The following is a 26,541-nucleotide window of genomic DNA, read 5'->3' on the forward strand; positions in this document are numbered from 1 at the left end:
AAGCTTTTGGCTATGACATCTACGATCTTGATCAGGAACGGCGTCGTCGTGGACACCGAGCCCGACCCCGTCGTGCTGGGCCAGGTGGACGTGCGGATCGAGGACGGCCTCATCGCCGAAGTGGGCCCCGGCCTGCCGGAGGTCGCGGGCGCGGAGGTGATCGACGCGACCGGGCGGATCGTGCTCCCCGGGTTCGTCGACACCCACCGCCACACCTGGCAGGCGGGCATCAGGGCCGTCGCGCCCGACATCACGTTCGACACGTACCTGCGGCGGGTCCTCACCGAGCTCGCCCCCCGCCACCGCCCCCAGGACGTCTACGCGGGCAACCTCGCGGGCGCGCTGGAGTGCCTGGACGCGGGCATCACCACGCTGCTCGACTGGTCGCACGTCCAGTTCAGCCCGGACCATACCGACGCGGCCGTACGGGGGCTGGGCGAGTCGGGCATCCGGGCCGTGTTCGGCTACTGCTACGGCGGCGACTCCGGCGAGCTGACCAAGGAGACCCGGCGCGTCCACGACACGCTCTTCTGCGCGTCCGGGCTGGTCACGATGGTGGTCGCGGCGCTCGGCCCGGAGATCGTGGGGGAGGAGCGCTCGCTCGAGGAGTGGCGCGTGGCGGCCGAGCTCGGCCTTCCCGTCACCGCGCACCTCGGCGGCCACGGCGCGGAGAGCGCCGAGCGCGGGCTCGCGTTCCTGGAGGCGAACGGCCTCCTGGCCACCCCCACGACCTTCGTGCACGCGCTGCACTACACCGACGAGGCGCTCCGGCGCATCGCGGCCGCCGGCGGCACCGCCTCGCTCGCCCCCGTGGACGAGATGAATCTGGGCCTCGGCTACCCCGCCACCGGCCGGCTGAGGGCCGCGGGGATCCCGACGGGTCTCGGCGCGGACACCGTGGTCTGCGCGCCGGGGGACATGTTCAGCCTGATGCGTACGGTTCACCTGCTCGAACGCGGCCGCCCCGACGGCGCCGGGATGGGCTTCACCACCCGCGACGCGCTGCGCATGGCCACCATCGAGGGCGCCCAGGTGCTGGGCCTCGCGGACGTCATCGGCTCGCTGCGGCCGGGCAAGCAGGCCGACGTCGTGCTGCTGCGTACGGACACGCTCGGCATGGCGGCGGCGCACGACCCGATCGGCGCCGTCGTGCTCAACGCCGACACCAGCGCCGTGGACACCGTGCTGGTCGGGGGCCGGGTGGTCAAGCGTGACGGGCGGCTGCTCCACCACGACGTGGCGGCGGTCCTCTCCACGCTGATCGAATCGGCGGATATGGTGGCGAACCCCTGATCGTCGCCCCGGCGCCGGGGTAGTGGGTCCCCAGGAGGCGCGTGATGGCGAGCGTGGTGAAGCGGATCGAGGCGGTCAGGGCCTGGGGTCGCCGCAAGGTGACCCGCTGGCGGGAACGGCGTCCGGCGCTGGACCACCTGATCAGGGCGGTGCGGCGTTACCAGCACCAGTCCGGCGACACGCTCGCGGGCGCCGTCACCTACTACGCGTTCCTGTCGTTCTTCCCGCTCGTGGCGCTCTCGTACGCGGTGCTCGGGTTCGTGGTGGCGACCAGCGAGGCCACCAGGGACGCGCTGGAGAAGGCCATCGTCGAGCGGCTGCCCGGCATCGCCACCCAGCTCAACCTCGACGCCATCGCCACCGCCAGGCAGACGGCCGGGATCGTCGGTCTGCTCGGTCTGCTCTACGCCGGGCTCGGCGCGCTGGACGCGCTGCGCGGGGCTCTGCGCGAGATGTCGATGACCACCGCGCCGCCGCTCAACTTCCTCGTCGGCAAGCTGCGCGACCTGGCCTCGATCATCCTGATCGGGACCACGATGATCGTGTCCGTGCTGGTCGCCGGGTTCGCCACCACGGCCACGGACAAGGTCATGCAGTTCGTCTTCGGGAGCGAGTCGGCGCCGGCCACCTGGGGGCTGCGGCTGGCGGGCGTGGTGGCGAGCGTGGGGGCCGACTGGCTGCTGTTCCTCATCCTGCTCGGGTGGGTGGACCGGCCGACCCGGCCGTTCCGGCTGATCGCCAGGGGGGCGCTGCTGGGCGCGATCGGTTTCGGGGCGCTCAAGCAGGCGGCGACGCTGCTGCTCGGGCAGACGCTGAGCAACCCGGTCTACGGGACGTTCGCCGTCATCGTCGGGTTGCTCGTCTGGATCAACTTCTCGGCCAGGCTCGTGCTCTACGTCGCCGCCTGGACGGCCACCGCCGGCCGCTGCCCGCCGCCCTCTCCGACCCCGGTCCCGTACGCGAACCCGGACGCCTGGGCCCTGCGCGAGGGCACGTCAGGAGCCTGAGCGGGGGCCGCGCGGGCACGTCAGGTCAGGAGCCTGAGGTCGCACGGGCGCGTCAGTCAGGAGCCTGAGGCGGCGCGGGCGCGTCAGTCAGGAGCCTGAGCGGCCGCGCCGGCGGCGGATGCCGAATCCGAGCCAGACCAGCCCGAACAGCAGCCCCCCGCCGATCACCACGGACCCGATCGTCCTGGTGGAGTCGGTCTGCTTGGAGGCGGCCGTGTCCAGCAGCGGCGGCTGGGCCGCGGGCGTGACCTTGGAGGCCGGCGGGGCGGAGGAGCGCGGGGCGGCCTGGACCTCGGGGAGCGGGTCCACGAGCCGGCCGACCGGCTGGACCTTGCCCCTGACCGAGAAGCCCCAGTCGAGCAGCTTGGCCACCTCCTCCCAGAAGTAGCCCTCGTGCCGCATGATGCTCACGACGATCGTGTGCCCGTCGCGGCTGGCCGCGCCGACGAAGCTGCCCAGGGCCTTCGAGGTCCAGCCGTTCTTGATGCCGATCATGCCCTTGTAGCGCCAGAGCAGCTTGTTGTGGTTGCTGATCTCGTAGTAGCCCTTGGGCGCGGGGAACTTGGAGGTCTTCGTACTGATATATCCGCGGAAAGCGGGATTGGCGAGGCCGGCGCGGGCGATCAGCGCCAGGTCGTACGCCGAGCTGCTCTGCCCCGGCTTGTCCAGCCCGCTGGGCGTCTTGGCCACGGTGTCGTACGCCTGCAGCCGCTTGGCCACGGCGTTCATGTCGCTCATGGTCTTGGCGACGCCGCCGTTCGTCTCGGCCAGGGCCATGGCCGCGTCGTTCCCCGACGACATCATCAGCGCCCTGAACAGGTCGTCGACCTTGTACGTCGCCTTGACCGACAGGCCGACCGCCGTGCCCTCCTGGTTGCAGGCGTTCTCGCTGGGCCGGATCCTGCGGTCCTTGTCGAGCTTGGGAATGAGCGTGAGCGCGGTCAGCGTCTTGAGCGTGCTGGCCGGCAGGTAGCGCCCGTGAGGGTCCTTGGCGGCGAGCACCTCGCCCGTGTCCGCGTCCGCGATGACGTACGACGTAGCCTGGGTCTTGGGCGGTTCCTTGACGCCCTCGGGCGTCACCAGGCCGCGGCTGCCCAGCGCCTCACCCCCGACCGGTGTCGTCGGAGCGGCATATGCGGTCCCGCCGGTGAGCGAGACCGAGGCGATGAGTGCCGTGACCGGCACGAGTTTCGTCCACATGGCGATCTCAGCGTAGCTTCGAGTGAATGCCCATGTGGCGACACATCCCCCGTTGATCCACCTTCGATACTAGAGAGGCGCTCATGTCACGAAAGATCGCCGGATTCCTCATCATTCTCGGCGCATTCATGATCTTCGAGTGGGTGAACCTCGGGTTTAACTTGGCCGACGGGCATCCGACCAGCTTCTACGTGGTGCACGGGATCCTGATCGCGGTGAACATCATCCTCGCCGTCGTGCTGGGGATCATCGGCTGGCGGGGGTTGCGCGGGAGTCGCGAGAAGGAGGTCACGGGCCGCACAGGAGCCGCCGGGTGAGGGCGTGCAGCTCGTCCGCCTCCTCCCGGGAGTCGCCGATCGAGGTGAAGCCCAGCTTCCCGTGCTCGGGGACGGCCCCGAGCAGGTGGAAGACGTTCCCGGTACGCCGTTCCGCGTCGAACCCGATTCCGAGCCGGTCGGCCATGCGCACGACCTCGCCGGGGCTGCGCCCGCGCAGGCAGGACGAGGAGCAATTGTCGGTCGCGGTGTAGAACTTCGGCTGATTTCCGGACATGAGGAGGCCGGTGGCCGGATCGTACGTGGCCCCGGTCGTCAGCACGGCGGCGCCGAGCGGATGCGTGGTGCCGCCGATCCGCAGATTGATCTCGCACAGCAGCGCCGCGTACCCGGCGTCGGCCTTCAGCGCGAAGAAGTCCATGCCGAATATCCCCACCACGCCCCGATCGGCGAGGACCTGGGCGATCCGCTCGGCGGACGCGCCCACCTCGGCCCGGTACTCGGGCGCCGCGGGGAACGTGCAGCCCTGGTAGACGTGGCCGTTGGGCCCGCCGAGCACCTGGTCGTGCGTGGCCAGCACCTGCGCGGTGCCGCCCGGCGTGATGCAGGCCAGCGCGCTCGGGTAGTACAGCGGCCTATGCTCGATGAACTCCTCGACCACCGCCCCCCGGTCCCTGATCTTCGCGGTGAAGTTGGCCCAGGTCTCCCCGGAGGCCGAGAAGCTGGTCAGGGACCTGTCGGCCTTGGTGACGATCGCGTTGCCGAGCCCGGAGTAGCTGTCGTTCAGCTTGACCATCACCCGCTCGCCCGGCAGGGCCTCGATCGCCTCCTCGATCTCCAGCACGTGCCGGACGTCGCCGAAGCCCCGCGGCATCGGCACGCCCGCCTCGTGGCCGACCTCGCGCGCCCCGCTCTTGGAGCCGTAATAGGCCAGGGCGGTGGCCGGTCCGTAGAGGGGGACGTTGAGTAACGAGGCGAGCTCCTCCTCGAGCTCGCTCAGGACGAACGGCACCAGCCAGGCGTCGCCCTCGATGGCCGCGCGCACTTGCTCCAGCGCGTCCGGCCGGGCGAGCAGGGCCTTGGTCAGCGGCTGAGACCAAGGATCGTCGAGGCTGATCAGCGTGAGCCGTTTGGCCGCGTCATCCGGATCCGGCAGGAACGCGAAGTAGTAGTCGATGATGTCGGGATCGATGGGCGCGGAGGAGAGGTAGACCACCTTGACCCCGGGCTCGCGGAGCGTGAGCAGCAGGAACAGCAGCCGTTCCTCGTAGGATCTGGCCCCCGTGATGCGGCGGAGCTCATCCTGCGGAAGGGAGAGCGAGGGTACGACCACCAGGGTCCCCTCGCTCGGCTTGAAGATGCTCAACCCAGCATACTTCTCCCCGAACGGGATATTAGTGATCATATTGCGAGTGAAACACGCATTCTTCTCAAATGCAGCCAGCGCCGAAGTGTCATGACCATGACAGAAGGTGACAGGATTCGTAATCGCCGACCACGTTTGAACTGGGAGCATCGGGTCATGATCTACTGATCCGTTGTGACCATTTCCGGATCACCTGAACGTTCACACGCCGTGACCACCTGGGGTTACGGACATGCTCGCAGGAACTTTTGGAGTATCTGTCACCGCGAACTCGCGCGAGGGCGATAAAGTCGAAGCATCGCCATCGGGCTCACGGCCGACCGCTGTGCTCCCGGGCTGCAGCGGCGCTCGCGACCGACGAACGCAAAGCTCACGCTGACGATCTCGCGCACCCCGACCAGAGGGTGTGTTTTTTGATTCGCCGAGTGGCCGCTCGACCGGGGGGCCACGGCGGGATGACGAGCTTTCACAGCGGATGAGCCGTGGTGGTCAGACATATTCGGGCGCGCGGCATGGACGGGACGGTGACATATGCGGGGACGTGAGCTTCGGGGGGAACTCGACGCGTTCCTGGCGGAGACCGAGCAGGATCTCGTGGCGTTCCGCCGCGACCTCCACATGCACCCAGAGTTGGCCTTCGCGGAATATCGCACGACGCAGCGGATCGCCGAGCGGCTCACCGCCGCCGGGTTGACCCCCTCGGTGCTCCCGCGCGGCACCGGGCTGATCTGCGAGGTCGGCAGCGGTGACGGCCCGACCGTCGCGCTGCGCGCCGACATCGACGCGCTGCCGCTGCAGGACGAGAAGGACGTGCCCTACCGCTCCACCGTGGCCGGTGTCTGCCACGCGTGCGGCCATGACGTGCACACCACGGTGCTGCTCGGCACCTCGCTCTTCCTCGCCCAGCAGGCCGCCGCCGGCCTGCTGCCCGGCCGGGTGCGCCTGATCTTCCAGCCCGCCGAGGAGCTGCCCGGCGGCGCGCTCGAGGTCATGGCCCAGGGCGGCATCAGCGGCGTCGACCGCATCTTCGGACTCCACTGCGACCCGCGCGTGGACGTCGGCCAGGTCGGGCTGAAGGCCGGCCCGATCACCTCGGCCTGCGACAAGCTGGTCATCAGGGTGTCGGGCCCCGGCGGGCACACCGCCCGCCCCCACCTGACCGCCGACCTGGTCTTCGCCCTGGCCAAGATCCTGACCGAGCTGCCCGCCGGCCTGTCGCGCCGGGTCGACCCGCGCTCCTCGCTGAGCCTGGTCTGGGGCAAGGTCGAGGCCGGCACGGCGGCCAACGCGATCCCCGACGACGGCGTGGCCGCCGGGACGGTCCGCTGCCTCGACGAGGCCGCCTGGCACGCCGCGCCCGACCTGATCAAGTCGCTGCTGGAGTCGGTGGCCGGCGCCTACGGCGTGGAGGCCGAGATGGACTACACGCGCGGCGTGCCGCCGGTGGTCAACGACGAGGTCAGCGTCGAGATGCTGGCCGAGGCCGCCGAGCGCGTGCTGGGCGCGGGCGCGGTGGTCCCGACCCAGCAGTCACTCGGCGGCGAGGACTTCGCGTGGTACCTCGAGTCGATCCCCGGCGCGTTCGCCCGCCTGGGCACGCGCTCGCCCGACGGCATGACGTACGACATCCACCAGGGCACCTTCGACGTCGACGAGAAGGCGATCGCGATGGGCGTGCGCGTCATGGCCGCCACGGCGCTGACCGCGCTGTGGGAGGTCGGCCCGCTCGACACGGTCACCAGCACCGCGATGGCCTAGTCACTGCAGCAGCTTGCCGAAGACCACGGGCAGTCGCAGCGACGACTGCCCGGGCGAGACCGTGATCTTCGTGCCCGGCGGGTAGCGCAGGGTGTAGTCGAAGTCGGTCGAGATGATCACGAGGCCCAGCCGGTGGCCCTTCTTGAACAGGTAGTCCGTCGGCTGGAAGTCCCACGTGAAGGTGTACTCCTTGCCCGGCCGCAGGGCCTCGGTCCGGTCCGCGCGGTGCCGGTTGCGGACGTCCAGCCAGCCCCTGGTGACGATCTTGTACGGGGTGGCGGCGGTGCCGAGCGTCCTGAGGGTCGTGCAGCCCGTGTCACCCGGGACGCCCTCGCCGTAGCAGTAGGACTGGCCGGTCGAGACCAGGGAGCCGTTGGCGCGGACGTCCGTGCCGTAGTCCACCAGCAGGGCCGTCAGGTACGGCGAGGCGCCGTCCTTCAGCGAGGCCCGCACCGACACCGTCGGGGTGCCGGAGATCCGCACGTCGGCGGGCAGGTCGCCGGTCACGTACGCCAGCCGGTTCGGATCCGAGCCCGTGGCCTCCACCAGCTGCTCGGCCGTCCTGGTCTTCTGGTCCGTGAACGACTCCCTGGCCGAGCGCGGGCTGGGGAGCAGGCCCAGCTTCGAGCCCGAGCCCAGCCAGAGCGGCACCGTGGCCGCGCCGGGCAGCGGCCATGAGGCGTGCCGGCCCCACTGGCCGGGCGCGATCTCCACGTCGGCCTGCGGCTCGCGCATGATGCCCGAGTCGATCCCGTACAGCCAGTAGTCGAACCAGCCGTGCAGCTGGCGCAGCCACTCGGCCGTGCGCAGGTTGAAGGGGTTCATGTGGGTGCCCTGGTGCAGCCAGATCTTGCGCGGCACGTGCCGCTTGGCCAGGGCGTACCACCACTGGGCGAACTGCTTGGTCTTGACGTTCCAGTCGTTGAGCCCGTGCACCAGGAAGACGCTGGCCTTGACCTTGCCGACGTCGTTCAGGTAGTTGCGGGCGTCCCACATCGCGCTGTAGTCGCCGGTGATCCGGTCCTGGGCCGTGGTGATCCCGTCGACCAGGGCACCGCAGGCGGCCTGGCCGTCCTGCCTGGTCAGCACGTACTTGGCGAGCACGTCGAGGTCCTCGCCCTGGAAGCCGCCGGGTGCGAGCACGCCGCCGTTGGCGCGGTAGTAGTCGTACCAGCTGGAGATCGAGGCGATCGGCACGATCGTCTTGAGTCCCTCGACGCCGGTCGTGGCGACCGCGTTGGGCAGCGTGCCGTTGTAGGAGACGCCGATCATGCCGACCTTGCCGGTCGACCAGGTGGCCTCGACCGGGTTGCCGCCGGCGTCGAAGCCCTTGGCGCGGCCGTTCAGCCAGTCGATCGCGGCCTTCGGGCCGGCCGTCTCGTTGCGGTCGCCGGAGGTGGGGCAGCCGGTGGCGCGGCCGCTGCCGAGGTTCTCCACCAGCGCGATGGCGTACCCGCGGGGCAGGAAGTAGTTGTCGTAGTAGCTGTCGAAGGGCTCGGCGGCCAGCTTGTTCCTGGCGTCGGCGAGGGCGGGCAGCGGGATGCCGTTCGCGTCCACGTCCACGGGGTGGTTGGGGACGTCGTTGCCGCCGGCGTAGTACGGGCTGGCCTCCATGATGACCGGGACCTTCAGCCCCTGGTCGGTCTCCTTGGGGCGCAGGATGTCGACGGCGACCCGGTCGGGCTTGCCGTCGTTGTCGCTGTCGGTGCCCTCGACCTCGACGAACACCGTCTGTTTGACGGCGTCCGCGCGGGAGAAGACGGGCTGGGTGGCGTTGTTCTCGATCTTGATGGCCGGCGCGTCGGCCGTCGCGGGCGTGGTTCCACTCAGGGCCACCACGAGCAGTGCGGCCAGCAGCACGGTCAGGGCCTTCCAAGGATGCATATGGGCTCCGGGATCAGGTTTCCACCGTCTGTCGGAATCTCCGTCATGATCCGCGCCGGCACAAGGGGTCAAAGTTGGGCAAAACCTTCCGTGTATCGTGGATTGCTCCCGATTCGTCCTTCAGGTCACGGACGCGAGTGATGTCGATAACGGAGCGGTTGCGACCCTGTGCGCTGGTTTGGTTCGCCCTGGTCAAGCAACTATCTTCCGTGCAGGTGCCGTACGTGCTTCGCGCGTGCGATGAAGTATCGACAGCGGCGAAGACGACGGGGAAAGGGAAGGGAGTCGCCTTGCTCGGCAAGCGATTCAACAGGATGGCGATCGGCTCGGTAGCCGGGGTCATGCTCATGGCAGTTGCCGCCTGTGGCGGCGGTGGCGGGGGCACCACGGCCAGCGAGGCGCCGAGCAGCGCCGGCGCGAGCAGTGAGGCGTCCAAGGGCGCGCTCAAGGTCGGACTGGCGTTCGACGTCGGCGGCCGGGGCGACAAGTCCTTCAACGACGCGGCCTACGCCGGTCTGGAGAAGGCCAAGACGGACCTCAGCGCCGACATCAAGGAGCTGAGCCCGGCGGCCGACGGCTCCAACCGTGGCGACCTGCTGCGCCAGCTCGCCGACGCGGGTTACAACCCGATCATCGGCGTCGGCTTCGCGTACGGCGACGACATCAAGAAGACGGCGGCCGAGTATCCCGACATCCAGTTCGCGGTGGTCGACTCCGCCTCCAACGGGCCCAACGTGACCGGCCTGCTGTTCGCCGAGGAGCAGGGCTCCTACCTGGCGGGCGTCGCGGCGGCCACCAAGTCCAAGTCCAACCACGTGGGCTTCGTCGGCGGCGTCGAGAACGACCTGATCAAGAAGTTCGAGGCGGGCTTCGTGGCCGGCGTGAAGTCGGTCAAGCCGGACGCCAAGATCGACATCAAGTACCTCACCCCCGACGGTGACTTCACCGGCTTCAAGGCCCCCGACAAGGGCAAGGTCGCGGCCGAGAAGATGTACCAGGACGGCGCCGACATCGTCTACCACGCCTCCGGCGACTCCGGCCTGGGCGTGTTCCAGGCGGCTGCCGCGGCCAAGAAGAAGGCCATCGGCGTCGACTCCGACCAGCGCCAGACGGTCAAGGAGACCGACCTGCAGGGCGTCATCATGACCTCGATGCTCAAGCGCGTCGACGTCGGCGTGTTCGAGTTCATCAAGGCCTTCCAGGGCGGCGCCAAGGGCGGCTCCAACATCACGTACGACCTCAAGGTCGACGGCGTGGGCCTGTCCACCACCGGCGGCGAGATCGACGACATCAAGGACAAGCTCGACGCGGCCAAGAAGGACATCGTCGACGGCAAAATCACGGTTCCGTCGAAGCCGTAATCGGGGTAGGAGTGACAGCTGAGGGCCCGGAGTCCCCACTTCGGGCCTTCTGTCTATCCCCCGCCCCCCGCTAGGAGAGGCGAAATGAGTGCTGACACCCTGGCCACGGCGAAACCCGCTGTAGAGCTGGAGGGCATCACCAAGCGTTTCCCCGGTGTCGTCGCGAACCATGACATCCGCATCACCGTCGAACCAGGGACGGTGCACGCCATCGTCGGGGAGAACGGCGCGGGCAAGTCAACGCTGATGAAGATCCTTTACGGCATGCAGAAGCCGGACGAGGGCACCATCAGGATCAACGGCGCCGAGGTCAGTTTCCGTACGCCGAGCGACGCCATCGACGTCGGCATCGGCATGGTCCACCAGCACTTCATGCTGGCCGACAACCTCACCGTGCTCGAGAACATCATCCTCGGCGCCGAGCCGAAGAAGATCGGCATGCTCGACACGGCCTCCGCCCGGAAACGCATCACCGAGCTGGCCGACAGCCACGGCCTGCGGGTCGACCCCGACAAGCTCGTGGAGGACCTCGGCGTCGGCGACCGCCAGCGCGTCGAGATCCTCAAGGTCCTCTACCGAGGCGCGCGCATCCTCATCCTCGACGAGCCGACGGCCGTGCTCGTGCCGCAGGAGGTCGAGGAGCTCTTCCAGAACCTGCGCGAGCTCAAGGCCGACGGTCTGACCGTCATCTTCATCTCCCACAAGCTCGACGAGGTGCTCGGCATCGCCGACGCGATCACCGTGATCCGGCGCGGCACCACGGTCGCGAGCGTGGACCCCGGCGACGTCACGGCGCGCCAGCTCGCCGAGCTGATGGTCGGCAGCGAGCTGCCCACGCCCGAGACCCGCGAGTCCACGGTGACCGACGTCGTGGCGCTGCGGGTCGCCCAGGTCACCATGGAGGCCGAGGGCTACCACGCCGCCGCCGACCCGGCCAAGCTGCGCGAAGAAGGCAAACGGCTGCTCCTCGACGACGTGTCGTTCGAGATCCACCGGGGCGAGATCCTCGGCATCGCCGGGGTCGAGGGCAACGGCCAGTCCGAGCTGATCGAGGCGATCATGGGCATCCGGCCCGCGCACGGCAGCATCGAGCTGGACGGCCAGGACATCAGCCAATGGTCCACGCTCAAGCGCAGAGAGTCCGGCATCGGCTACATCCCGGAGGACCGGCACCGGCAGGGCCTGCTGCTGGAGGCCTCGCTGTGGGAGAACCGCGTGCTCGGCCACCAGACCAGGAAGCCCGCGCGCAGCGGCATCTGGATCAACCGGCGGGCCTCGAAGGCCGACACCGAGCGCATCGTCAAGGACTACGACGTACGCACGCCCGGCGTCGACACGCTGGCCCTGGCCCTGTCGGGCGGCAACCAGCAGAAGCTGATCGTGGGCCGCGAGATGAGCGGCGAGCCGAGGTTCCTCATCGCCGCCCACCCGACCAGAGGCGTGGACGTCGGCGCGCAGGCCGCCATCTGGGACCACCTGCGCGATGCCAGGGCCGCCGGGCTGGCCGTGTTGCTCATCTCCGCCGACCTCGACGAGCTGATCGGCCTGTCCGACACGCTCAGGGTGATCTACCGCGGGCGGCTCGTGGCCACGCTCGACCCTTCCGACATCACGCCCGAGCGGCTGGGCGGCTACATGACCGGCGCCATCGCCGGCACTGAGGAGACGTGATGCCCGCCGGGCTCAACCGGGCGCTGCTCACCGTGGCGGGCGCCGTCGTCGCCATCGTCCTCGCGATCGCGATCTCCAGCGTGGCGATCATCGCGGCGGGCGCCAGCCCGCTCGACGCGTTCGCCGCCTTCTTCGACTTCGGCGCGACGCCGCGGGCCGTCTCCAACGGCATCGCGGCCTTCCTCAACCGGGCCGTGCCCCTGTTCATCGCCGGTCTCGCGGTGGCCGTCGGCTTCCGCATGAACCTCTTCAACATCGGCGTGGAGGGCCAGTACCGGCTCGCGGCCATCGTCGCGGCGTTCGTGGGCTCGACGTTCGAGGCGCCCGCGCCGATCCAGATCGCGGTGATCATCGTGGTCGCCGCGGCCGTCGGCGGCCTCTACGCGCTGATCCCCGCGGTCATGAAGGTGACCAGGGGCGTGAACGAGGTCATCGCCACGATCATGCTGAACTACGTCGCGATCAACCTGGCCGCCTACCTCGTCCGCGGCCCCTTCGCGGGCCAGCGCGCCGCGGGCCAGCTCACCACGACCACGCCGCAGCTGCCCGAGTCGGCGATGTTCCCCAACCTGAACTTCCTGTTCGACGGGTTCGGCCTGCTCCCGCCCACGCGCGGCGGCGGCCTGTGGGGCTTCCTGATCGTGGCGATCGTGCTCGGCGTGGTGATCTGGGTGCTGCTGGAGCGGACCCGGTTCGGCTTCAGCGTCAAGGCCAGCGGCCTCAACGGCCCGGCCGCGCTCGCCTCCGGCGTGAACCCCAAGACGATGGTCATCGCGGCGATGGTGCTGTCCGGCGCGATCGCCGGGCTCATCGGCCTGCCCGAGCTCCTCGGCGACAAGGGCGCCTTCAACTCCAACTTCACCCCCGGCCTGGGCTTCCTCGGCATCGCGGTGGCGCTGCTCGGCAGGAACAAGCCCGTCGGCATCGCGGTCGCCGCGCTGCTGTTCGCCTTCCTCGACCGGGCGCAGGGCCCGCTGCAGATCGCGAACGTCCCGCCGTCCGTCATCACGATCATCCAGGGCGTCACCGTCCTGCTGGTCGTCGTGGCCAACGAGGTGACGAACCGGCTCGCGCTCAGACTCGAGGAGCGCCGGGCCGCCCAGCAGCTCAGCAGCAAGACCCCGGTTGAGGTGGCAGCATGACCAGGCTAAGCAAGTACCACCTGACGCTCGTCGGAGTCGCCGCGCTCATCCTGCTGATGTCGCTGGTACGCGTCGCGTCCGGCCAGAACGACATCACCTCGTCCGGCACGTTCGCCGCGGCCCTGCTGCTCGCGGTGCCGATCGGCCTGGCCGGTCTCGGCGGCCTGTGGGCCGAGCGGGCCGGCGTGGTCAACATCGGCCTCGAAGGCATGATGGTGCTCGGCACCTGGTTCGCCGGCTGGGCCGGCTACCAGTGGGGCGCCTGGGCCGCGCTGCTGGCCGGGCTGCTCGGCGGCGCGCTCGGCGGCCTCCTCCACGCCGTCGCGACCGTGACGTTCGGCGTCGACCACATCGTCAGCGGCGTCGCGATCAACCTGCTCGGCCCCGGCGTCACCCGCTTCCTGTCGGAAGTGTTCTACAAGGACGGCACCGCCGCGGCGGACGCCGGCGCGGGCTTCACCGGCTCGCCCGCGATCACCTCGCCGGCGCCGTCGGTCAGCCTGCCACTGCTCTCCGACGGGCCGGACCTCCTGGGCAGGCTGGAAGGGACCCACTGGTTCCTCCTCTCGGACCTGGCGGGCATCCTGCGCGGGCTCACGCACGACGTGAACGTGCTGGTCGTCCTGGCGGTCCTGCTGCTGCCCGTGACCTTCTTCGTGCTCTGGCACACCGCGTTCGGGCTGCGCCTGCGCTCGGCGGGCGAGAACCCGTGGGCGGCCGAGTCGCTGGGCGTGAACGTCTACCGGATCAAGTACCTCGCGGTCGTCATGTCCGGCGCGTTCGCCGGGCTCGGCGGCGTGTTCCTGGTCTTCGTCTCCAACAAGTACGTCGAGGGCCAGACGCAGGGGCGCGGCTTCATCGGCCTGGCGGCCATGATCTTCGGCAACTGGCGTCCGGGCGGGCTCGCCATCGGCTCCTCGCTGTTCGGCTACGCCAGCGGGCTCCAGCTGCGCAGCACCGGGGCCATCACCTCGTTCTTCCTGTTCGCCGCCGTGCTGCTGCTCATCTACCTGGTCATGAAGGTCCGCCGGATGTTGTCGCCCGGCCGGCCCGCCGAGCTCGCGGCCAGGGGCGTCAGGGAATATACGCTGATGGCGGTCGCCGCCGCGGGCATGATCGTGCTCTTCTGGCTCTGGCTGACCGTCGACCAGTTGCCGAACGAGTTCGTCTACATGACACCACACGTGCTCACGCTGCTCGTGCTCCTGGTGGCTTCGCAGCGGCTGCGAATGCCCAAGGCCGACGGCGTGCGCTACCGCCGGGGAGAACAACATTGAGCACCATCAACTGGGACGGCCTGCGTTTCGAGGCCACGCAGGCCATGCACAACGCGTACGCGCCGTACTCGAAGTTCCCCGTGGGCGCGGCGGCGCTGGTGGACGACGGGCGGGTCGTCACGGGCTGCAACGTCGAGAACGCCTCCTACGGCCTGGGCCTGTGCGCAGAGTGCGGCCTGGTGTCGGCGCTGCAGGCGACGGGCGGCGGCCGGCTGGTGGCCTTCACCTGCGTGGACGGGCACGGTGAGCTGCTGATGCCGTGCGGGCGCTGCCGCCAGCTGCTGTACGAGTTCGGTGGCGAGGACCTGCTGGTCGAGACCGTGGACGGGCCGAAGCGGATGGCGGAGATCCTGCCGTACGCGTTCGGCCCCCAGGACCTCAGCCGGAGCGCCTGAATGGACGCGATCGAGGTCATCCGCGCCAAGCGTGACGGCGGCGAGCTGACCACGGCCCAGATCGACTGGGTGATCGACTCCTACACGCGCGGCGTCGTGGCCGACGAGCAGATGTCGGCGCTGGCCATGGCCATCCTGCTGAACGGCATGGACCGCCGGGAGATCGCCGACTGGACCCAGGCCATGATCCGCTCGGGCGAGCGCATGGACTGGTCCGCGCTCGACCGGCCCACCGCCGACAAGCACTCGACCGGCGGCGTCGGCGACAAGATCACGCTGCCGCTGGCGCCCCTGGTGGCGGCGTGCGGGGCGTACGTACCGCAGCTCTCTGGTCGCGGGCTCGGGCACACCGGTGGCACGCTCGACAAGCTCGAGTCGATCCCCGGCTGGCGGGCCTCGCTCTCCAACGGCGAGATGCTGCAGGTCCTGCGCTCGGCGGGCGCGGTCGTGTGCGCGGCCGGGTCGGGGTTGGCACCCGCCGACAAGAAGCTGTACGCGCTGCGCGACGTCACCGGCACCGTCGAGTCGATCCCGCTGATCGCCTCGTCGATCATGTCCAAGAAGATCGCCGAGGGTACCGGCTCGCTGGTCCTCGACGTGAAGGTGGGCTCGGGCGCGTTCATGAAGACCCCTTCGGCGGCTCGCGAACTGGCCGAGACCATGGTGGCCCTGGGCACGGACGCCGGGGTGCGCACCGTGGCCCTGCTGACCGCGATGGACCGGCCGCTGGGCCTGGCCGTAGGGAACGCGCTGGAGGTCGCGGAGTCGGTCGAGGTGCTCGCCGGCGGCGGGCCCGCCGACGTGGTGGAGCTGACGGTACGGCTGGCGCGCGAGATGCTGGAGGCGGCCGGGGTGCCGTCCGGAAAGGACCCCGCCAAGGCCCTCGCCGACGGGTCGGCCATGGACGCGTGGCGGCGGATGATCGCGGCGCAGGGCGGCGACCCGGACGCGCTGCTGCCCCGGGCGGCGGAGACCCTGACCGTGGAGGCGCCCGCGTCTGGGGTGGTGACCCGGCTGGACGCGTACGCCGTGGGCCTGGCCGCCTGGCGCCTGGGCGCCGGACGGGCGCGTAAGGAGGACCCGGTGTCGTTCGGGGCCGGGATCACCCTGCACGCCAAGCCCGGAGACCTGGTGCGGGCGGGGCAGCCGCTGATGACGCTGCACGCGGACGAGACGGCTCGGTTCGAGCGCGCGCTGGAGGCGCTGGAGGGCGGCTACGCGGTGGGCTCGGCGGGCGAGGAACACCTGCCCCTGGTCATCGACCGCATCACCGCCCCCTGACCGGCCCCGCCCCCAAGGACGCCCCGCCGTCGAGGCGGCCTTGCCGTAGCGTGCCGCGCCGCGTATCCAACCCCTCCCAAGGGACATCAGCCACGGTCGGCGGGGCTGTCTTGCCGTCGCGGGCTGGGGTCCCTCGGGGCGGGGCGCTACGGGGCGTCGTACCGTATCCCGGCTTCTCGCGCGGCACCCGAAGGACGTCGGCCGCGGTCGGCGGGGTCGTCGCGGGCCGGGGAAGGGCGCAGGGGTGCTCAGGGCCTCGGGCGGGTGTCAGCGGGCCAGGGCCGGGGCGTCGGAGAAGATTTCCGAGAGGACGGCGCGCTGGGTGGGGAGGGCCTCGGCGTGGCGGGCGCGGCCCGCGTCCGTGATGCACACGAACACGCCGCGCCGGTCCGCGTCGCAGACCCCGCGTGAGACGAGCGCGGCCTTCTCCAGGCGGGCCACCACCCGGGACAGGGCGCTCTGGCTCAGGTGGACCTCGTCGCAGAGCTCCTGGATGCGCAGCTTCCGATCATGATGGACGATCCGGTCGAGCACCTCGAACTCGCTGGGCCCCAGCCCATGTCGATCCCCCAGCTCGCGCTCCAGGGCGCACATGGCCTTGGCGTGCTTCGCCAGGACGTAATGCCAGGTGTCGACCACGAACTCCTCGTCCATGTCGCGGAGGTTACCACTTCGCTAAAACTTATGCAACGGCATTAAATGCGTTTGCATTAGATGCGCCTGCATGTATCGTTCTCTTCCATGTCCTCTTCCTCATCCCGTTGGGGCGCGCTCGCCGTGCTCTGCGCAGTGATCTTCCTTGACGCCCTTGACGTCTCGATGGTCGGTGTCGCCCTGCCCGCCATTCAGCACGACCTGGGCCTGAGTACCTCATCTCTGCAGTGGGTGGTCAGCGGCTACGTGCTCGGCTACGGCGGTCTTCTTTTGCTCGGGGGCAGGACCGCCGACCTGCTCGGGCGGCGCAGGGTGTTCCTGGTCGCTCTGGGTGTCTTCGCCGTGGCGTCGTTGCTCGGTGGCATTGTGGACGACGGCGGGTTGCTGATCGCGGCCCGGTTCGTCAAGGGTGTGGCCGCCGCGTTCACCGCACCCGCGGCTTTGTCGATCATCACGACGACTTTTCCCGAGGGGCCGGAGCGCAACAAGGCGTTGAGCATCTTCACCGCCTCCGGCGCCAGCGGCTACTCGCTGGGCCTCGTGCTGTCCGGCCTGCTCACCGAGATCGGCTGGCGCTGGACGCTGCTGATGCCGGTTCCCGTGGCACTGCTCGCGCTGCTGGTCGCGCCGCGGGTGCTGCGCGGCCGTGACGAGCGGGCCGAAGGCGGTCACGACCTGATCGGCGCCGTGCTGATCACCGCCTCCATGCTGCTGCTGGTGTTCACGGTCGTGCAGGCGCCCGAGGCCGGCTGGACCTCGCTGCAGACCATCGGCTCGCTGGTGGCGGTGGCCGTGTTGATCGGCCTGTTCGTCTTCACCGAGCGGCGGATGAAGCACCCGCTGGTGCGCCTCGGCATCCTGCGCTCCGGCCACATCGTCCGCGCCAACCTGGGGCTGCTCATCCTCATGGGCTCGTACGTGGCCTTCCAGTTCGTGGCGATGCAGTACTTCCAGAATCTCCTCGGCTGGTCGGCCCTCGGCACCGCCCTGGCGTTCCTGCCCGCCGGCCTGCTGGTCGCGCTCACCTCGACCAAGATGGGCGACTTCGCCGACAGGTTCGGCACCGGCAAGCTGATCGTCATCGGCTCCGCCGCGCTGGCCGGCGGGTACGCGATGTTCCTCGGCATCGACCGCACCCCCAGCCTGGGCGGCATGGTGATCCCGGGCATGATCCTGATGGGCATCGCGTTCGCGCTGTCGTTCCCCTCCCTGAACATCCAGGCCACCACCGGCGTGGACGACGACGAGCAAGGGCTGGCCTCCGGGCTGCTCAACACCTCCGGCCAGGTGGGCGGCGCGATCGTGCTGGCCGTGGTCACCGCCGTGCTCACCGCGGGCGGCGGCGAGACGCTCTCGATCGGCTCGCTGCGCTCGGCGATCGTGGTCTCGCTGGTGCTGGCCCTGGTCGGGCTGGCGATCTCGGCGACCGGGCTGCGCGCCCGCAAGGCCCAGGCCGTCGAGAGCGAGAGCGTCAAGGTCTACGAGACGGTCTGACCGGCGGCGTCGTCGCAGAAGGGCTCCGTCGTCCCGGCGGGGCCCTTCTCGTCATCTCAGGGCGCCGAGCGGGGAGTCGTAGCCGGTCCACTCCTCGCCGCCGTACTCCTCGCTCTTTCCCGACCGGACGTCGACCTTGGTCAGGTAGGCGTCCTCGTCGTCCTCGTCGGGCTGGCGTACGAGGACCTCGTCGGCGCTGAGCCAGCGCTCGACCGCGATCACCCCGTAGTCGTCGAGCGCCGTGCGGGAGCCGGAGACGCGGCCGGTGCGGGCGTTCATGGTGACGAGCCGCTCGTCGGCCGACACCAGGGCGAGCGTGCGGCCGTCCGGGGAGAGGGCGGCGCCGTACTCGAGGAGGCCGGGGTCGACGCGGTAGCCGCGCGTGCGGCCCTTCGCGCCCTGGAGTGTGAGGGTGGCGACCGACGCGTGGCCCGGTACGTTGTTCACGTCCACCTCGTCGCTGACCACCCGCGTGCCGTCGTTCCCCACGGCCAGGATCTTGAGCTTGGTTCCGCTGACGTGCTGGGTCGCGCCGGTGTCGAAGTCGAGCATCGCGCCGTCGGCGGCGCCGAAGTCGAGGGCGAAGTACCGGCCGCTGGGCGAGGAGGTGAGGTGCGGGAGCGTCTCCTCGTGCTCGATGTCGATCTTCTTGACGACGCCCGTCGGCAGGTCGTGCACGACGTACGAGCCGTCGCGGTGCCGGTAGGCCAGGCGGTGGCCGTCCTGGCTGATGGCGAGGGGCAGGGCGATGAGCGTTTCCTCGTCGTAGCCGGCCCGCGCGGTGTGCAGCCGCCACTCCTTGCCCGACAGGGCCGTCAGCCGCCACTGGCCGCAGGGTTTCGGGTCGCCGGAGTCGGAGGCGGCGCCCTCGCAGTAGCCCGTGTACGCGTACCGGATGGGGTCGTCCAGCTTGTCCGGTATCGCCATGGGGACCTCGTCCGGTGGCGTGCGGGTGGTGCCGCTGTCATCGGCCGCCCTCTCCAGGTTGCCCGCCAGGGTGCTCACCGCGATCACGACCAGGGCCGCGAACGCGCCGACGGCCCCCGCCGACGCGGCCGCCCACAGGGTGACGCGGGTCCTGCGCCGCCTGCCGATTCGGGTCAGGACGGGCTCGGAGAGGTTGGTGTGGGGCATGCCGGCCGCGATGCGGACCAGGGCGGCACGCAGGCCGGGCTCGTCGGCGTCCGATCCCTGGGTGGGGATCGTCCACAGGGCGGGCTCCGGCTCCTGAGCGGCGGCCGGCGGATCCTCCGGGGCGACCCACGGCGCCTGGTCCGCCGCCTCCCGCACGTCACCCTCCGGCTTCGGAGGTGCGTCACCTTCCGGCTTCGGAGATGCGTCGCCCTCTGGCTTCGGAGGTGCGTCGCCCTCTGGCTTCGGAGGCGCGTCGCCCTCCGGCTCGGGAGGCGGGGCAGCACTCGGCTCCGGAGGCGGGGCGTCGCCTCGCTCCGGGGACGGGGTGTCGCCCGGCATCTGGGACGGGGCGTCGCCCGGCACCTGGGACGGGGTGTCGTCCGGCTCCGGGCGCGGGGCGTCGGGCGGGTCCGGCGTTTCGTTCCGGGTGAAGAGCTCGGGGTGCGCGGCCCGGAGGAGAACCAGGGCCTGGTGCGCCTCCTCGTCCAGGGCGGCGGTCCACAGGCCCGTCACCATGGCGACCTGCTCCGGCGGCAGCGCGTCGTGGTAGCGCGCCACGAGCACGGCTCGCCCCGTGGGCGGCAGCGTGGCCAGCGCGTGCCCCTCGGGTGCGGGCGGCGGCGCGGCGGCCAGGAAGCGCGCGTACAGCTCCCGCAGCACCGTCACGGCCGGCTGGCCCCAGCGGATGGTGGACCAGCGGCGGCAGGCCGTGACCAGCGCCTCGACCGCCAGCTCGCGGGCCCGGTCCGCGTCACCCGTCAGCAGGTACGCGGTCCGCGCGAACGACGGCGAGTAGTTGGCCAGAAAGATCGATAAATCGCCAGACTTTTTCACGTATATAACTCCTCGTGGGGTGATCAGGGTACTGGGCAGGGCGGAAGCCCGGTCGCATGCGGGACCGGCGGGCCGGGCATCTTGGAGGTATGCGCCCGTCATCCCCGCGAGCGGGCTCCCGGGTTCTCGCCTCGCTCGCCTGCCTGGCCCTGCTCGCCGCCTGCGGTCAGACCGTTCAGACCGCCCTGCCGCAGCAGCCCGCCGCCACCCGGACGGACCGGCCGGAGCCCGGCGCGCCGACGAGCACCGCCGAGGTGGACGTGCGGCGCGACGGGATCGAGCCCGCCGTCGTCACGGGCGTGCGGTTCGCCGGTCACGGCACGTACGACCGCCTGGTCATCGACCTCAAGGGCAAGGTCCCCGGCTACGACGTCGAGTGGGTGGACCAATTCGTCGAGGACGGCTCGGGCAAGCCCATGGACGTCAGCGGCGGCGCGTACCTGCAGGTCACGCTCATGCCGGCGAACGCCCACGACGCGAAGGGCAGGCTCACCTGGAGCGGCGGTCCCGTCTTCTCCACCGGCCTGCTCAGCCTCACCGACGTCGTCAGGACCGGCGACTTCGAGGGACGCGTCGGCATCGGCCTGGTGCTGGCCAGGAAGGCCGCGTTCCGGGTCAAGGAGCAGGGCGGTCCCAGCCGCCTGATCATCGACGTGGCACACTGACGTCGTGGTGAGAAAGATCGAGGGCCCGGCCCGCATACCCGTACCGGGCGGCAAGCTCATCGACGAGCACATCGGCCGCGTCAGCAGCGGCGACGACGGGATCTCCATAGCGCACATGACCGCCCCGCCCGGCTGGGACGAGCCGCCTCAGCGGCCGCAGTTCGCCGAGTACACGGTGGTGCTGCGCGGCCTGGTGATGGTGGAGCACGCCGAGGGCACGACGGAGGTCGCGGCCGGGCAGTCGGTGGTGACCATGCCGGGGGAGAAGGTCCGTTACAGCGCAGGTCCGGAGGGTGCCGAGTACATCGCGGTGTGCCTGCCGGCCTTCTCCGCCGAGAGCGCAGGGCGTGACTGAGCCGTACGCGAAGGACGCCCTATCATGGCCAGATGAGTCCCACGCTTGACGAGATCCGGCGGGCTCCCAAGGTGCTGCTGCACGATCACCTCGACGGCGGGCTCCGCGCCGAGACGATCGTCGAGCTGGCCAGGGAGACCGGCTACGATCGGCTGCCCACTGACGATCCCGACCGCCTGCGCCGATGGTTCGAGGAGGCGGCCGACTCCGGCTCGCTCGAGCGCTACCTGGAGACGTTCGCCCACACCGTGGGGGTCATGCAGACGCGCGAGTCGCTCGTCCGCGTGGCCGCCGAGTGCGCTCAGGACCTCGCGGCCGACGGCGTGGTCTACGCCGAGGTGCGATACGCGCCCGAGCAGCACACCACGCGCGGGCTGAGCCTCGACCAGGTGGTCGAGGCGGTGCTCGAAGGGTTCAGGCAGGGCTCGGAGGGGCGCGGCATCCGGGTCGGCACGCTGCTGACGGCCATGCGGCACCAGGCGCGGTCCATGGAGATCGCCGAGTTGGCCGTGCGCTATCGCGACGTGGGCGTGGTGGGCTTCGACATCGCGGGGGCCGAGGCGGGCTACCCGCCCACGCGGCATCTCGACGCGTTCGAATACCTCCAGCGGGAGAACGCGCACTTCACCATCCACGCGGGCGAGGCGTTCGGGCTGCCGTCGATCTGGCAGGCGATCCAGTGGTGCGGCGCCGACCGGCTCGGCCACGGCGTACGGATCATCGACGACATCTCCGTGTCCGAGGACGGCTCCGCCAAGCTGGGCCGGCTGGCCGCCTACGTGCGTGACAAGCGCATCCCGCTGGAGATGTGCCCCACCTCCAACCTGCAGACCGGGGCCGCCCCGTCGATCGCCCAGCACCCCATCGGCCTGCTGCGGCGGCTGCACTTCAGGGTCACGGTCAACACCGACAACCGGCTGATGAGCTCGACGAGCGTGTCGCAGGAGTTCGCCAAGCTGGTGGAGGCGTTCGGCTACGGCTGGGACGACCTGCAGTGGTTCACGGTCAACGCGATGAAGTCGGCGTTCCTGCCGTTCGACGAGCGGCTGGCGCTGATCAACGGCGTGATCAAGCCGGGGTTCGCGCAGCTCAAGTGGCAGTCGTGAAGCAGACCTACCGGTCCAAGACCGCGTTCGTGCTCGCCTGGGTGTGGCTGGCCTTCGTCGCGTTCAACGTCTGGGACCTGATCGCCCACTACACCGGCAAGTCGTCGCTGGTGGCACTGGCCGTGCTCGGCGCGCTGACCGCGCTGGTCTACGTGATCGCGATGCGCCCCGCCACCGTGTTCACGGAGGCGGGGCTGATCGGGCGCAACCCGCTGCGCACGACGTCCCTGCCGTGGGCCTCGATCGAGGACGTGACGGTCTCCCACTCGATCAACGTCGAGTACGGCGAGGAACGGGTGCTGCGGTTGTGGACGCCGATGAGCAGCGCCCGGGAGCGGGCCAGGGCGCAGCGGCGCGGGGCGCCCAGGCAGCAGCGCGGGCGCTTCAGCACCGAGCCCACGCTGTCGAAGGCCGAGCAGGCGGCCGTGGAGGCGTTCGCGGGCAAGACGCACGCCGACTGGGTGGGCGACCAGATCCGCGACCGCGCCGAGTCGGCCAGGCGCCGCGAGGAAGAGGCGGCGCCGGCCAGGGTCACGTGGTCCTACGACTCCATCGCGGTGCTGGTGGCGGCCGTGGTCCTGCTGGTGGTGGCGATCGTCATCGCCTAGCCCGGTTGACGAAGCGGGACATGCCCTCCTGGGCGATGCCCGATTCCTCGACCTGCCTGGCTGCCTCCGTCTCCCTCGCGAAGGCACGCTCGACCTCGTCCATGGACGGCCGCAGGAGCGCCAGGTGGACCGCCGTGGCCGTGCCCGGCCGGGTCCAGTGGCGTACGCGGTCGATCGCGGCGTCCAGCAGCCGCTCCTGGGGGACGATCTCGTCCAGCAGGCCCGTGGCCAGGGCCTGCTCGGCGGTCATCCGGGTCGAGTCGAGCACCAGCCTCAGCGCCTTGGCGCCCACCAGGCGGGGGAGCAGGTGGCTGGCGGCGTTCGAGACGGACAGGCCGATGTGGTTCTCCGGCAGGAAGTACTCGGTCGCCGGGGTGCCGAGGCGGGTGTCGAAGCACAGCGTCCACTCGGCGGCCCCGCCCACGGCCAGGCCGTTGACCGCCGCCACGACCGGGATCCGCGTCTCCAGCACCGCCCTGGTCATGTCGTGGAAGAGCTCCACCTCCTCGACCAGCGACTTGCCGGCGGCCTCGTGGATGTCCTCACCCGCCGAGAACGCCCGGCCGGTGCCGGTGACCACGATGCCCCTGACGTCCTCGCCGCACGCGCGGACGGCGGCCGCCAGGTCGCGGCGCATGCCCGCGGTGAGGGCGTTGAGCTTCTCCGGGCGCGCGAGCGTGATGACGGCCACCCCGTCGCGGTCGGTCACTTCGATCATGATCTCTCCTTGGGGATGGCGATGGCAGGGGTGGCGCGCTGGTCTCGTTCTGGGGAGAGGAGGTGGCGCTTCTCGATGCGGGACGACGGGGTGAGCGTGAACTCCGCCACGAACTCCACGTACTCCGGGATCTTGAAGCGGGCCAGCCGCTCCCTGGCGTGGGCGACGATGCTCCCGGCCGTCTCGGCGTCGGGGGCGTGCCCCGGGCGGAGCTGGACGAACGCCTTGGGCAGCTCTCCGAACAGGTCGTCGGGGATGGGCACCAGGGCGGCCTGGAGGACCGCGGGGTGCTCGGCGAGCACGCCCTCGACCTCGGCGCACGAGATGTTCTCGCCACCCCTGCGCACCATGTCCTTCAACCGCCCGCGATGGTGGATGTATCCGTGCTCGTCGCGGAAGCCGAGGTCGCCCGTGTGGTACCAGCCGCCCCTGAACGCGTGGGCGGTGGCCTCCGGGTGGTTCCAGTAGCCGTTCATCATGGGCGTGCCCCTGACCAGGATCTCGCCGGTCTCCTCGGCCAGCGTGACCTCCTTGCCCGGGTACGCGAGCCCCATGGCGCCGGTGCCGACCGTCTCCACGGCGTCGATGGGCATCCCCAGGTCGGGCCCGCTCTCCGTGGATCCGTACAGCTCGCGCCACGGCGCGCCCCAGCGCTCCTCGAACGCCCGGTGCAGGTCCGGCCGGATGCCCGAGCAGAGCACCAGGCGCATCCGGTTGTCGCGGTCGTGGGGGTGGGGCGGCTGCTTGTGCAGGAGGAGGGGCATCGAGCCCAGCACGTACGTGATCGTCGCCCCGTGCTCCCGGACCGAGGCCCAGAAGCCGGAGGCGGAGAAGCGGGGGAGGACGACGAGGGGGATGCCGCCGACGAGGCAGAAGAGGGTGGCCCACTGGGGATCCATGTACGAGTACGGCTGGGCGATCAGCATGACGTCGTCGTCGCGCAGGCGGGCCTGGTCGGCGATCAGCCGGGCGGTCCTGAGCCAGTAGTCGTGGGTGAGCATGCAGGCCTTGGGGAAGCCGGTGGTCCCCGACGTGTACTGAAAATTCGCGATTTCGTGGGTCAAAGCCGGGCGCTCGCCGCAGTGCTCCCCACGGTGCTCCCCACAGTGCTCCGCGTCGAGGACGTAGACCGTGCCCGGGACGTGCGGGGCGTGCTCGTCGGTGGTCAGGGTGGCCACGGCGCCCGAGTCGCGCAGGACGTGCTCCAGGTCGGCGGCCCGGTAGCGGACGTTCACCGGTACGGTGACCGCGCCCGCCTTCAGCACGGCCAGCCAGCTCAGCGGCCAGCCGGGGACGTTGTCCATCATGATCGCCACCCGGTCGCCGGGCCGGACGCCCTTGTCGATCAGCGCGGCGGCCAGGCCGTCGGAGCGGGCGTCGGCGTCGGCGAAGGTGAGCGAGGTGTCGGGGAAGCGGAGGAACTCGCGCGTGCCGTACGTGCTAGCGGCGTGCCTCATCAGGTCGGGGATCGTTGCGTGCATCCGGCGGCTCCCAGGGGAAGTCGGGCAGCAGGGAGAGGTCGAGGGTGGCCCCGGCCGGGGCGGGTGCGCGGACGGCGGCCAGGCCGATCGTGACGAACTCGGCGCACACCTGCTCCAGCGCGGAGTCCCCGTCGGGGCGGTACCACTCGCTGGTGCCGGTGCACATGGACATCAGGGCGAGGCGGGTCAGCTTCTGGTCGGCGACGCGGAACACGCCCTGGGCGACGCCGTCCGCGAGGGCGTCCTTCCAGTGGGCCTCGTACGCGTCGCGCAGGGCGATGATCTCGTCGCGGGCGGCGGAGCCGGGGGTGAGGGAGCGGAGCTCGCCGTCCATGACGCGGCTGGTCATGGGGCTGAGCGCGTGGACGGAGGTGAGGGAGCTGATCAGCAGGGCGAGCCGGTCGGTGGGGCTGCGGACGTCGGCCAGCATGCGTTCCGTGGCGTCGATCAGCCCTTGCTGGGCGACGCGCATGAGGTCGGCGAGCAGGGACTCCTTGCTCGTCACGTGGTGATATATCCCGGCATTGGTCATGCTGACCGCTTTGGCCAGGTCGCGGATGCTCGTTGCCGCGTAGCCCTGCCGGGCGAACAGCAGCACCGCCGCCGTCCTGATCCGCCGGTTCGCATCCTCGCTGGCGGTCCTACCGAACGTTCGGTCGCCCATGATGGGAAAAATACCCCATGCCTTACGAAATCGCCATAGGTTGACCCTGACACCGTGTCAGGCCGTACACCTGGAGCCGTCATGTTCAGCATCGGAGATTTCGCCAGGCTCGGTCTCGTCTCGGTACGCATGCTGCGTCACTACGACGCCATCGGCCTGCTGCGCCCCGCGCACGTGGACCCCGTCAGCGGCTACCGGTCCTACCAGGCCGCGCAGCTGTCCCGGCTCAACCGCATCGTCGCGATCAAGGACCTCGGCTTCACGCTGGAGCAGGTCAGCGCCATTCTCGACGAGAAGGTGAGCACGGAGGAGCTGCACGGCATGGTACGGCTGCGCCGCGCCCAGCTCGAAGCCCAGATCAGCGCCGACCTGGCCAGGCTCCGAGGCGTCGAGGCGCGACTGCGCACCATCGAGACGGAGGGGCACATGAGGACAGCCGAAGTCGTGCTCAAGAGGGTGGACCCGGTCCGGGTCGCCGAGCTCAGCGCCAGGGCGGCCAGCTACGAGGGGGAGGACATCGGCCCGGTCATCAAGCCGCTGTTCCAGGAGATCTGCCGCCGGGTGGAGGCCGCAGGGGTGAGCGTCGTGGGTCCCGGCCTGGCCTATTACGTGCCGGACGACGACGGCTCCGTCAAGGTCCACACGTGCCTGCCGGTCTCCGCTCGGCCCGGCCCGTACGACTTCGAGATCGTCGACCTGCCTCCCATCGAGACCGCGGCTGCGATCATCCACCAGGGGTCGATGGAGGCGGTGGGGCCGACGTTCCAGGCGCTGGCCCACTGGATCGAGGAGAACGGCTATCAGTCGCTGGGCCTGGCCAGGGAGATCTCGCTGCACTGCCCGGAAGACGAGGATGAGTGGGTCACCGAGCTCCAGATCGAGGTGACGTCGGCGTAGTCGATGAGTTTCGATCGCGCG

At 70.4% G+C, this 26,541-nt stretch carries 24 protein-coding genes; 16 read left to right on the top strand and 8 right to left on the bottom strand.

Annotated features, from left to right (window positions below):
- The first annotated feature begins 12 nt into the window (after window positions 1-12).
- Both H4W80_RS41470 and H4W80_RS41475 read left to right on the top strand, forming a co-directional pair.
- Window positions 13-1,293: an amidohydrolase family protein gene (locus H4W80_RS41470; RefSeq protein WP_192790046.1), complete on the top strand. Its 1,281-nt coding sequence runs from the start codon at window positions 13-15 to the stop codon at window positions 1,291-1,293.
- A 44-nt stretch (window positions 1,294-1,337) separates the two neighbouring features.
- A complete protein-coding gene (locus H4W80_RS41475) occupies window positions 1,338-2,300 on the top strand; it encodes a YihY/virulence factor BrkB family protein (protein ID WP_192790047.1) in 963 nt (320 codons plus the stop codon).
- 87 nt (window positions 2,301-2,387) lie between these two features.
- Here the strand turns inward: H4W80_RS41475 and H4W80_RS41480 are convergent, their stop codons facing one another.
- Window positions 2,388-3,500 (bottom strand): D-alanyl-D-alanine carboxypeptidase family protein, encoded by a 1,113-nt coding sequence (locus tag H4W80_RS41480; RefSeq protein WP_192790048.1) that lies wholly within the window; start codon window positions 3,498-3,500, stop codon window positions 2,388-2,390.
- An 83-nt stretch (window positions 3,501-3,583) separates the two neighbouring features.
- Here H4W80_RS41480 and H4W80_RS41485 point away from each other — a divergent pair, with 83 nt between their 5' ends.
- Entirely contained in the window at window positions 3,584-3,817 is a 234-nt protein-coding gene (locus H4W80_RS41485; RefSeq protein WP_192790049.1) for an SCO4848 family membrane protein, read from the top strand.
- Here H4W80_RS41485 and H4W80_RS41490 read toward each other — a convergent pair.
- Complete coding sequence (locus H4W80_RS41490) at window positions 3,789-5,180, bottom strand: peptide ligase PGM1-related protein (RefSeq protein WP_192790050.1); 1,392 nt, start codon at window positions 5,178-5,180, stop codon at window positions 3,789-3,791. The genes H4W80_RS41485 and H4W80_RS41490 overlap by 29 nt on opposite strands.
- Before the next feature lie 492 nt (window positions 5,181-5,672).
- On the opposite strand from H4W80_RS41490, the gene H4W80_RS41495 reads away from it, so the two are divergent.
- Complete coding sequence (locus H4W80_RS41495) at window positions 5,673-6,899, top strand: M20 family metallopeptidase (protein WP_192790051.1); 1,227 nt, start codon at window positions 5,673-5,675, stop codon at window positions 6,897-6,899.
- Here the strand turns inward: H4W80_RS41495 and H4W80_RS41500 are convergent, their stop codons facing one another.
- Complete coding sequence (locus H4W80_RS41500; protein ID WP_192790052.1) at window positions 6,900-8,783, bottom strand: Xaa-Pro dipeptidyl-peptidase; 1,884 nt, start codon at window positions 8,781-8,783, stop codon at window positions 6,900-6,902.
- A 290-nt stretch (window positions 8,784-9,073) separates the two neighbouring features.
- Here H4W80_RS41500 and H4W80_RS41505 point away from each other — a divergent pair, with 290 nt between their 5' ends.
- From H4W80_RS41505 to H4W80_RS41530, 6 genes are all read left to right on the top strand, one after another.
- Window positions 9,074-10,144 (top strand): BMP family lipoprotein, encoded by a 1,071-nt coding sequence (locus H4W80_RS41505; protein WP_192790053.1) that lies wholly within the window; start codon window positions 9,074-9,076, stop codon window positions 10,142-10,144.
- A gap of 84 nt (window positions 10,145-10,228) precedes the next feature.
- Window positions 10,229-11,815 (top strand): ABC transporter ATP-binding protein, encoded by a 1,587-nt coding sequence (locus H4W80_RS41510; RefSeq protein ID WP_192790054.1) that lies wholly within the window; start codon window positions 10,229-10,231, stop codon window positions 11,813-11,815.
- Window positions 11,815-12,957 (top strand): ABC transporter permease, encoded by a 1,143-nt coding sequence (locus tag H4W80_RS41515; RefSeq protein WP_192790055.1) that lies wholly within the window; start codon window positions 11,815-11,817, stop codon window positions 12,955-12,957. The genes H4W80_RS41510 and H4W80_RS41515 overlap by 1 nt, the downstream gene beginning before the upstream one ends.
- Window positions 12,954-14,234 (top strand): ABC transporter permease, encoded by a 1,281-nt coding sequence (locus H4W80_RS41520; RefSeq protein ID WP_192790056.1) that lies wholly within the window; start codon window positions 12,954-12,956, stop codon window positions 14,232-14,234. The genes H4W80_RS41515 and H4W80_RS41520 overlap by 4 nt, the downstream gene beginning before the upstream one ends.
- Window positions 14,231-14,629, top strand: coding sequence for a cytidine deaminase (locus H4W80_RS41525; protein ID WP_192790057.1), 399 nt, complete (start codon window positions 14,231-14,233; stop codon window positions 14,627-14,629). The genes H4W80_RS41520 and H4W80_RS41525 overlap by 4 nt, the downstream gene beginning before the upstream one ends.
- A complete protein-coding gene (locus H4W80_RS41530; protein ID WP_192790058.1) occupies window positions 14,630-15,910 on the top strand; it encodes a thymidine phosphorylase in 1,281 nt (426 codons plus the stop codon).
- A gap of 267 nt (window positions 15,911-16,177) precedes the next feature.
- Here H4W80_RS41530 and H4W80_RS41535 read toward each other — a convergent pair whose 3' ends face one another.
- Window positions 16,178-16,564, bottom strand: a complete 387-nt coding sequence (locus tag H4W80_RS41535; RefSeq protein WP_192790059.1) for a MarR family winged helix-turn-helix transcriptional regulator — start codon at window positions 16,562-16,564, stop codon at window positions 16,178-16,180.
- A gap of 87 nt (window positions 16,565-16,651) precedes the next feature.
- Here H4W80_RS41535 and H4W80_RS41540 point away from each other — a divergent pair, with 87 nt between their 5' ends.
- Window positions 16,652-18,058, top strand: coding sequence for an MFS transporter (locus H4W80_RS41540; RefSeq protein WP_225963934.1), 1,407 nt, complete (start codon window positions 16,652-16,654; stop codon window positions 18,056-18,058).
- 51 nt (window positions 18,059-18,109) lie between these two features.
- Here the strand turns inward: H4W80_RS41540 and H4W80_RS41545 are convergent, their stop codons facing one another.
- On the bottom strand, window positions 18,110-20,026 hold the full coding sequence (locus H4W80_RS41545) for a hypothetical protein (RefSeq protein ID WP_192790061.1): 1,917 nt from the start codon (window positions 20,024-20,026) through the stop codon (window positions 18,110-18,112).
- 89 nt (window positions 20,027-20,115) lie between these two features.
- Here H4W80_RS41545 and H4W80_RS41550 point away from each other — a divergent pair, with 89 nt between their 5' ends.
- Genes H4W80_RS41550 through H4W80_RS41565 form a run of 4 tightly spaced genes read left to right on the top strand, consistent with a single transcriptional unit; the run spans window position 20,116 to window position 22,760 of the window.
- Window positions 20,116-20,691, top strand: a complete 576-nt coding sequence (locus H4W80_RS41550; RefSeq protein WP_192790062.1) for an AMIN-like domain-containing (lipo)protein — start codon at window positions 20,116-20,118, stop codon at window positions 20,689-20,691.
- A 4-nt stretch (window positions 20,692-20,695) separates the two neighbouring features.
- Window positions 20,696-21,046 carry a cupin domain-containing protein gene (locus H4W80_RS41555; protein ID WP_192790063.1) on the top strand — a complete coding sequence of 117 codons (351 nt, stop codon included), beginning with the start codon at window positions 20,696-20,698 and terminating at the stop codon, window positions 21,044-21,046.
- Between the two features lie 32 nt (window positions 21,047-21,078).
- Window positions 21,079-22,152, top strand: coding sequence for an adenosine deaminase (locus H4W80_RS41560; RefSeq protein WP_192790064.1), 1,074 nt, complete (start codon window positions 21,079-21,081; stop codon window positions 22,150-22,152).
- Window positions 22,149-22,760 carry a PH domain-containing protein gene (locus H4W80_RS41565; RefSeq protein WP_192790065.1) on the top strand — a complete coding sequence of 204 codons (612 nt, stop codon included), beginning with the start codon at window positions 22,149-22,151 and terminating at the stop codon, window positions 22,758-22,760. The genes H4W80_RS41560 and H4W80_RS41565 overlap by 4 nt, the downstream gene beginning before the upstream one ends.
- Here the strand turns inward: H4W80_RS41565 and H4W80_RS41570 are convergent.
- Genes H4W80_RS41570 through H4W80_RS41580 form a run of 3 tightly spaced genes read right to left on the bottom strand, consistent with a single transcriptional unit; the run spans window position 22,750 to window position 25,623 of the window.
- Window positions 22,750-23,478, bottom strand: coding sequence for an enoyl-CoA hydratase/isomerase family protein (locus tag H4W80_RS41570; protein ID WP_192790066.1), 729 nt, complete (start codon window positions 23,476-23,478; stop codon window positions 22,750-22,752). The two genes, H4W80_RS41565 and H4W80_RS41570, sit on opposite strands and share 11 nt — an antisense overlap.
- On the bottom strand, window positions 23,475-24,959 hold the full coding sequence (locus H4W80_RS41575; RefSeq protein WP_225963935.1) for an AMP-binding protein: 1,485 nt from the start codon (window positions 24,957-24,959) through the stop codon (window positions 23,475-23,477). The genes H4W80_RS41570 and H4W80_RS41575 overlap by 4 nt, the downstream gene beginning before the upstream one ends.
- On the bottom strand, window positions 24,919-25,623 hold the full coding sequence (locus tag H4W80_RS41580) for a TetR/AcrR family transcriptional regulator (protein ID WP_192790067.1): 705 nt from the start codon (window positions 25,621-25,623) through the stop codon (window positions 24,919-24,921). The genes H4W80_RS41575 and H4W80_RS41580 overlap by 41 nt, the downstream gene beginning before the upstream one ends.
- A gap of 81 nt (window positions 25,624-25,704) precedes the next feature.
- Between H4W80_RS41580 and H4W80_RS41585 the strand changes: the two genes are divergently transcribed.
- The gene (locus tag H4W80_RS41585) at window positions 25,705-26,520 is read left to right on the top strand and encodes a MerR family transcriptional regulator (protein WP_192790068.1); all 816 of its coding nucleotides are present in this window, start codon (window positions 25,705-25,707) and stop codon (window positions 26,518-26,520) included.
- The last annotated feature ends 21 nt before the right edge of the window (window positions 26,521-26,541 follow it).

The sequence above is a fragment of the Nonomuraea angiospora genome (assembly GCF_014873145.1).
Classification (GTDB): Bacteria; Actinomycetota; Actinomycetes; order Streptosporangiales; family Streptosporangiaceae; genus Nonomuraea; species Nonomuraea angiospora.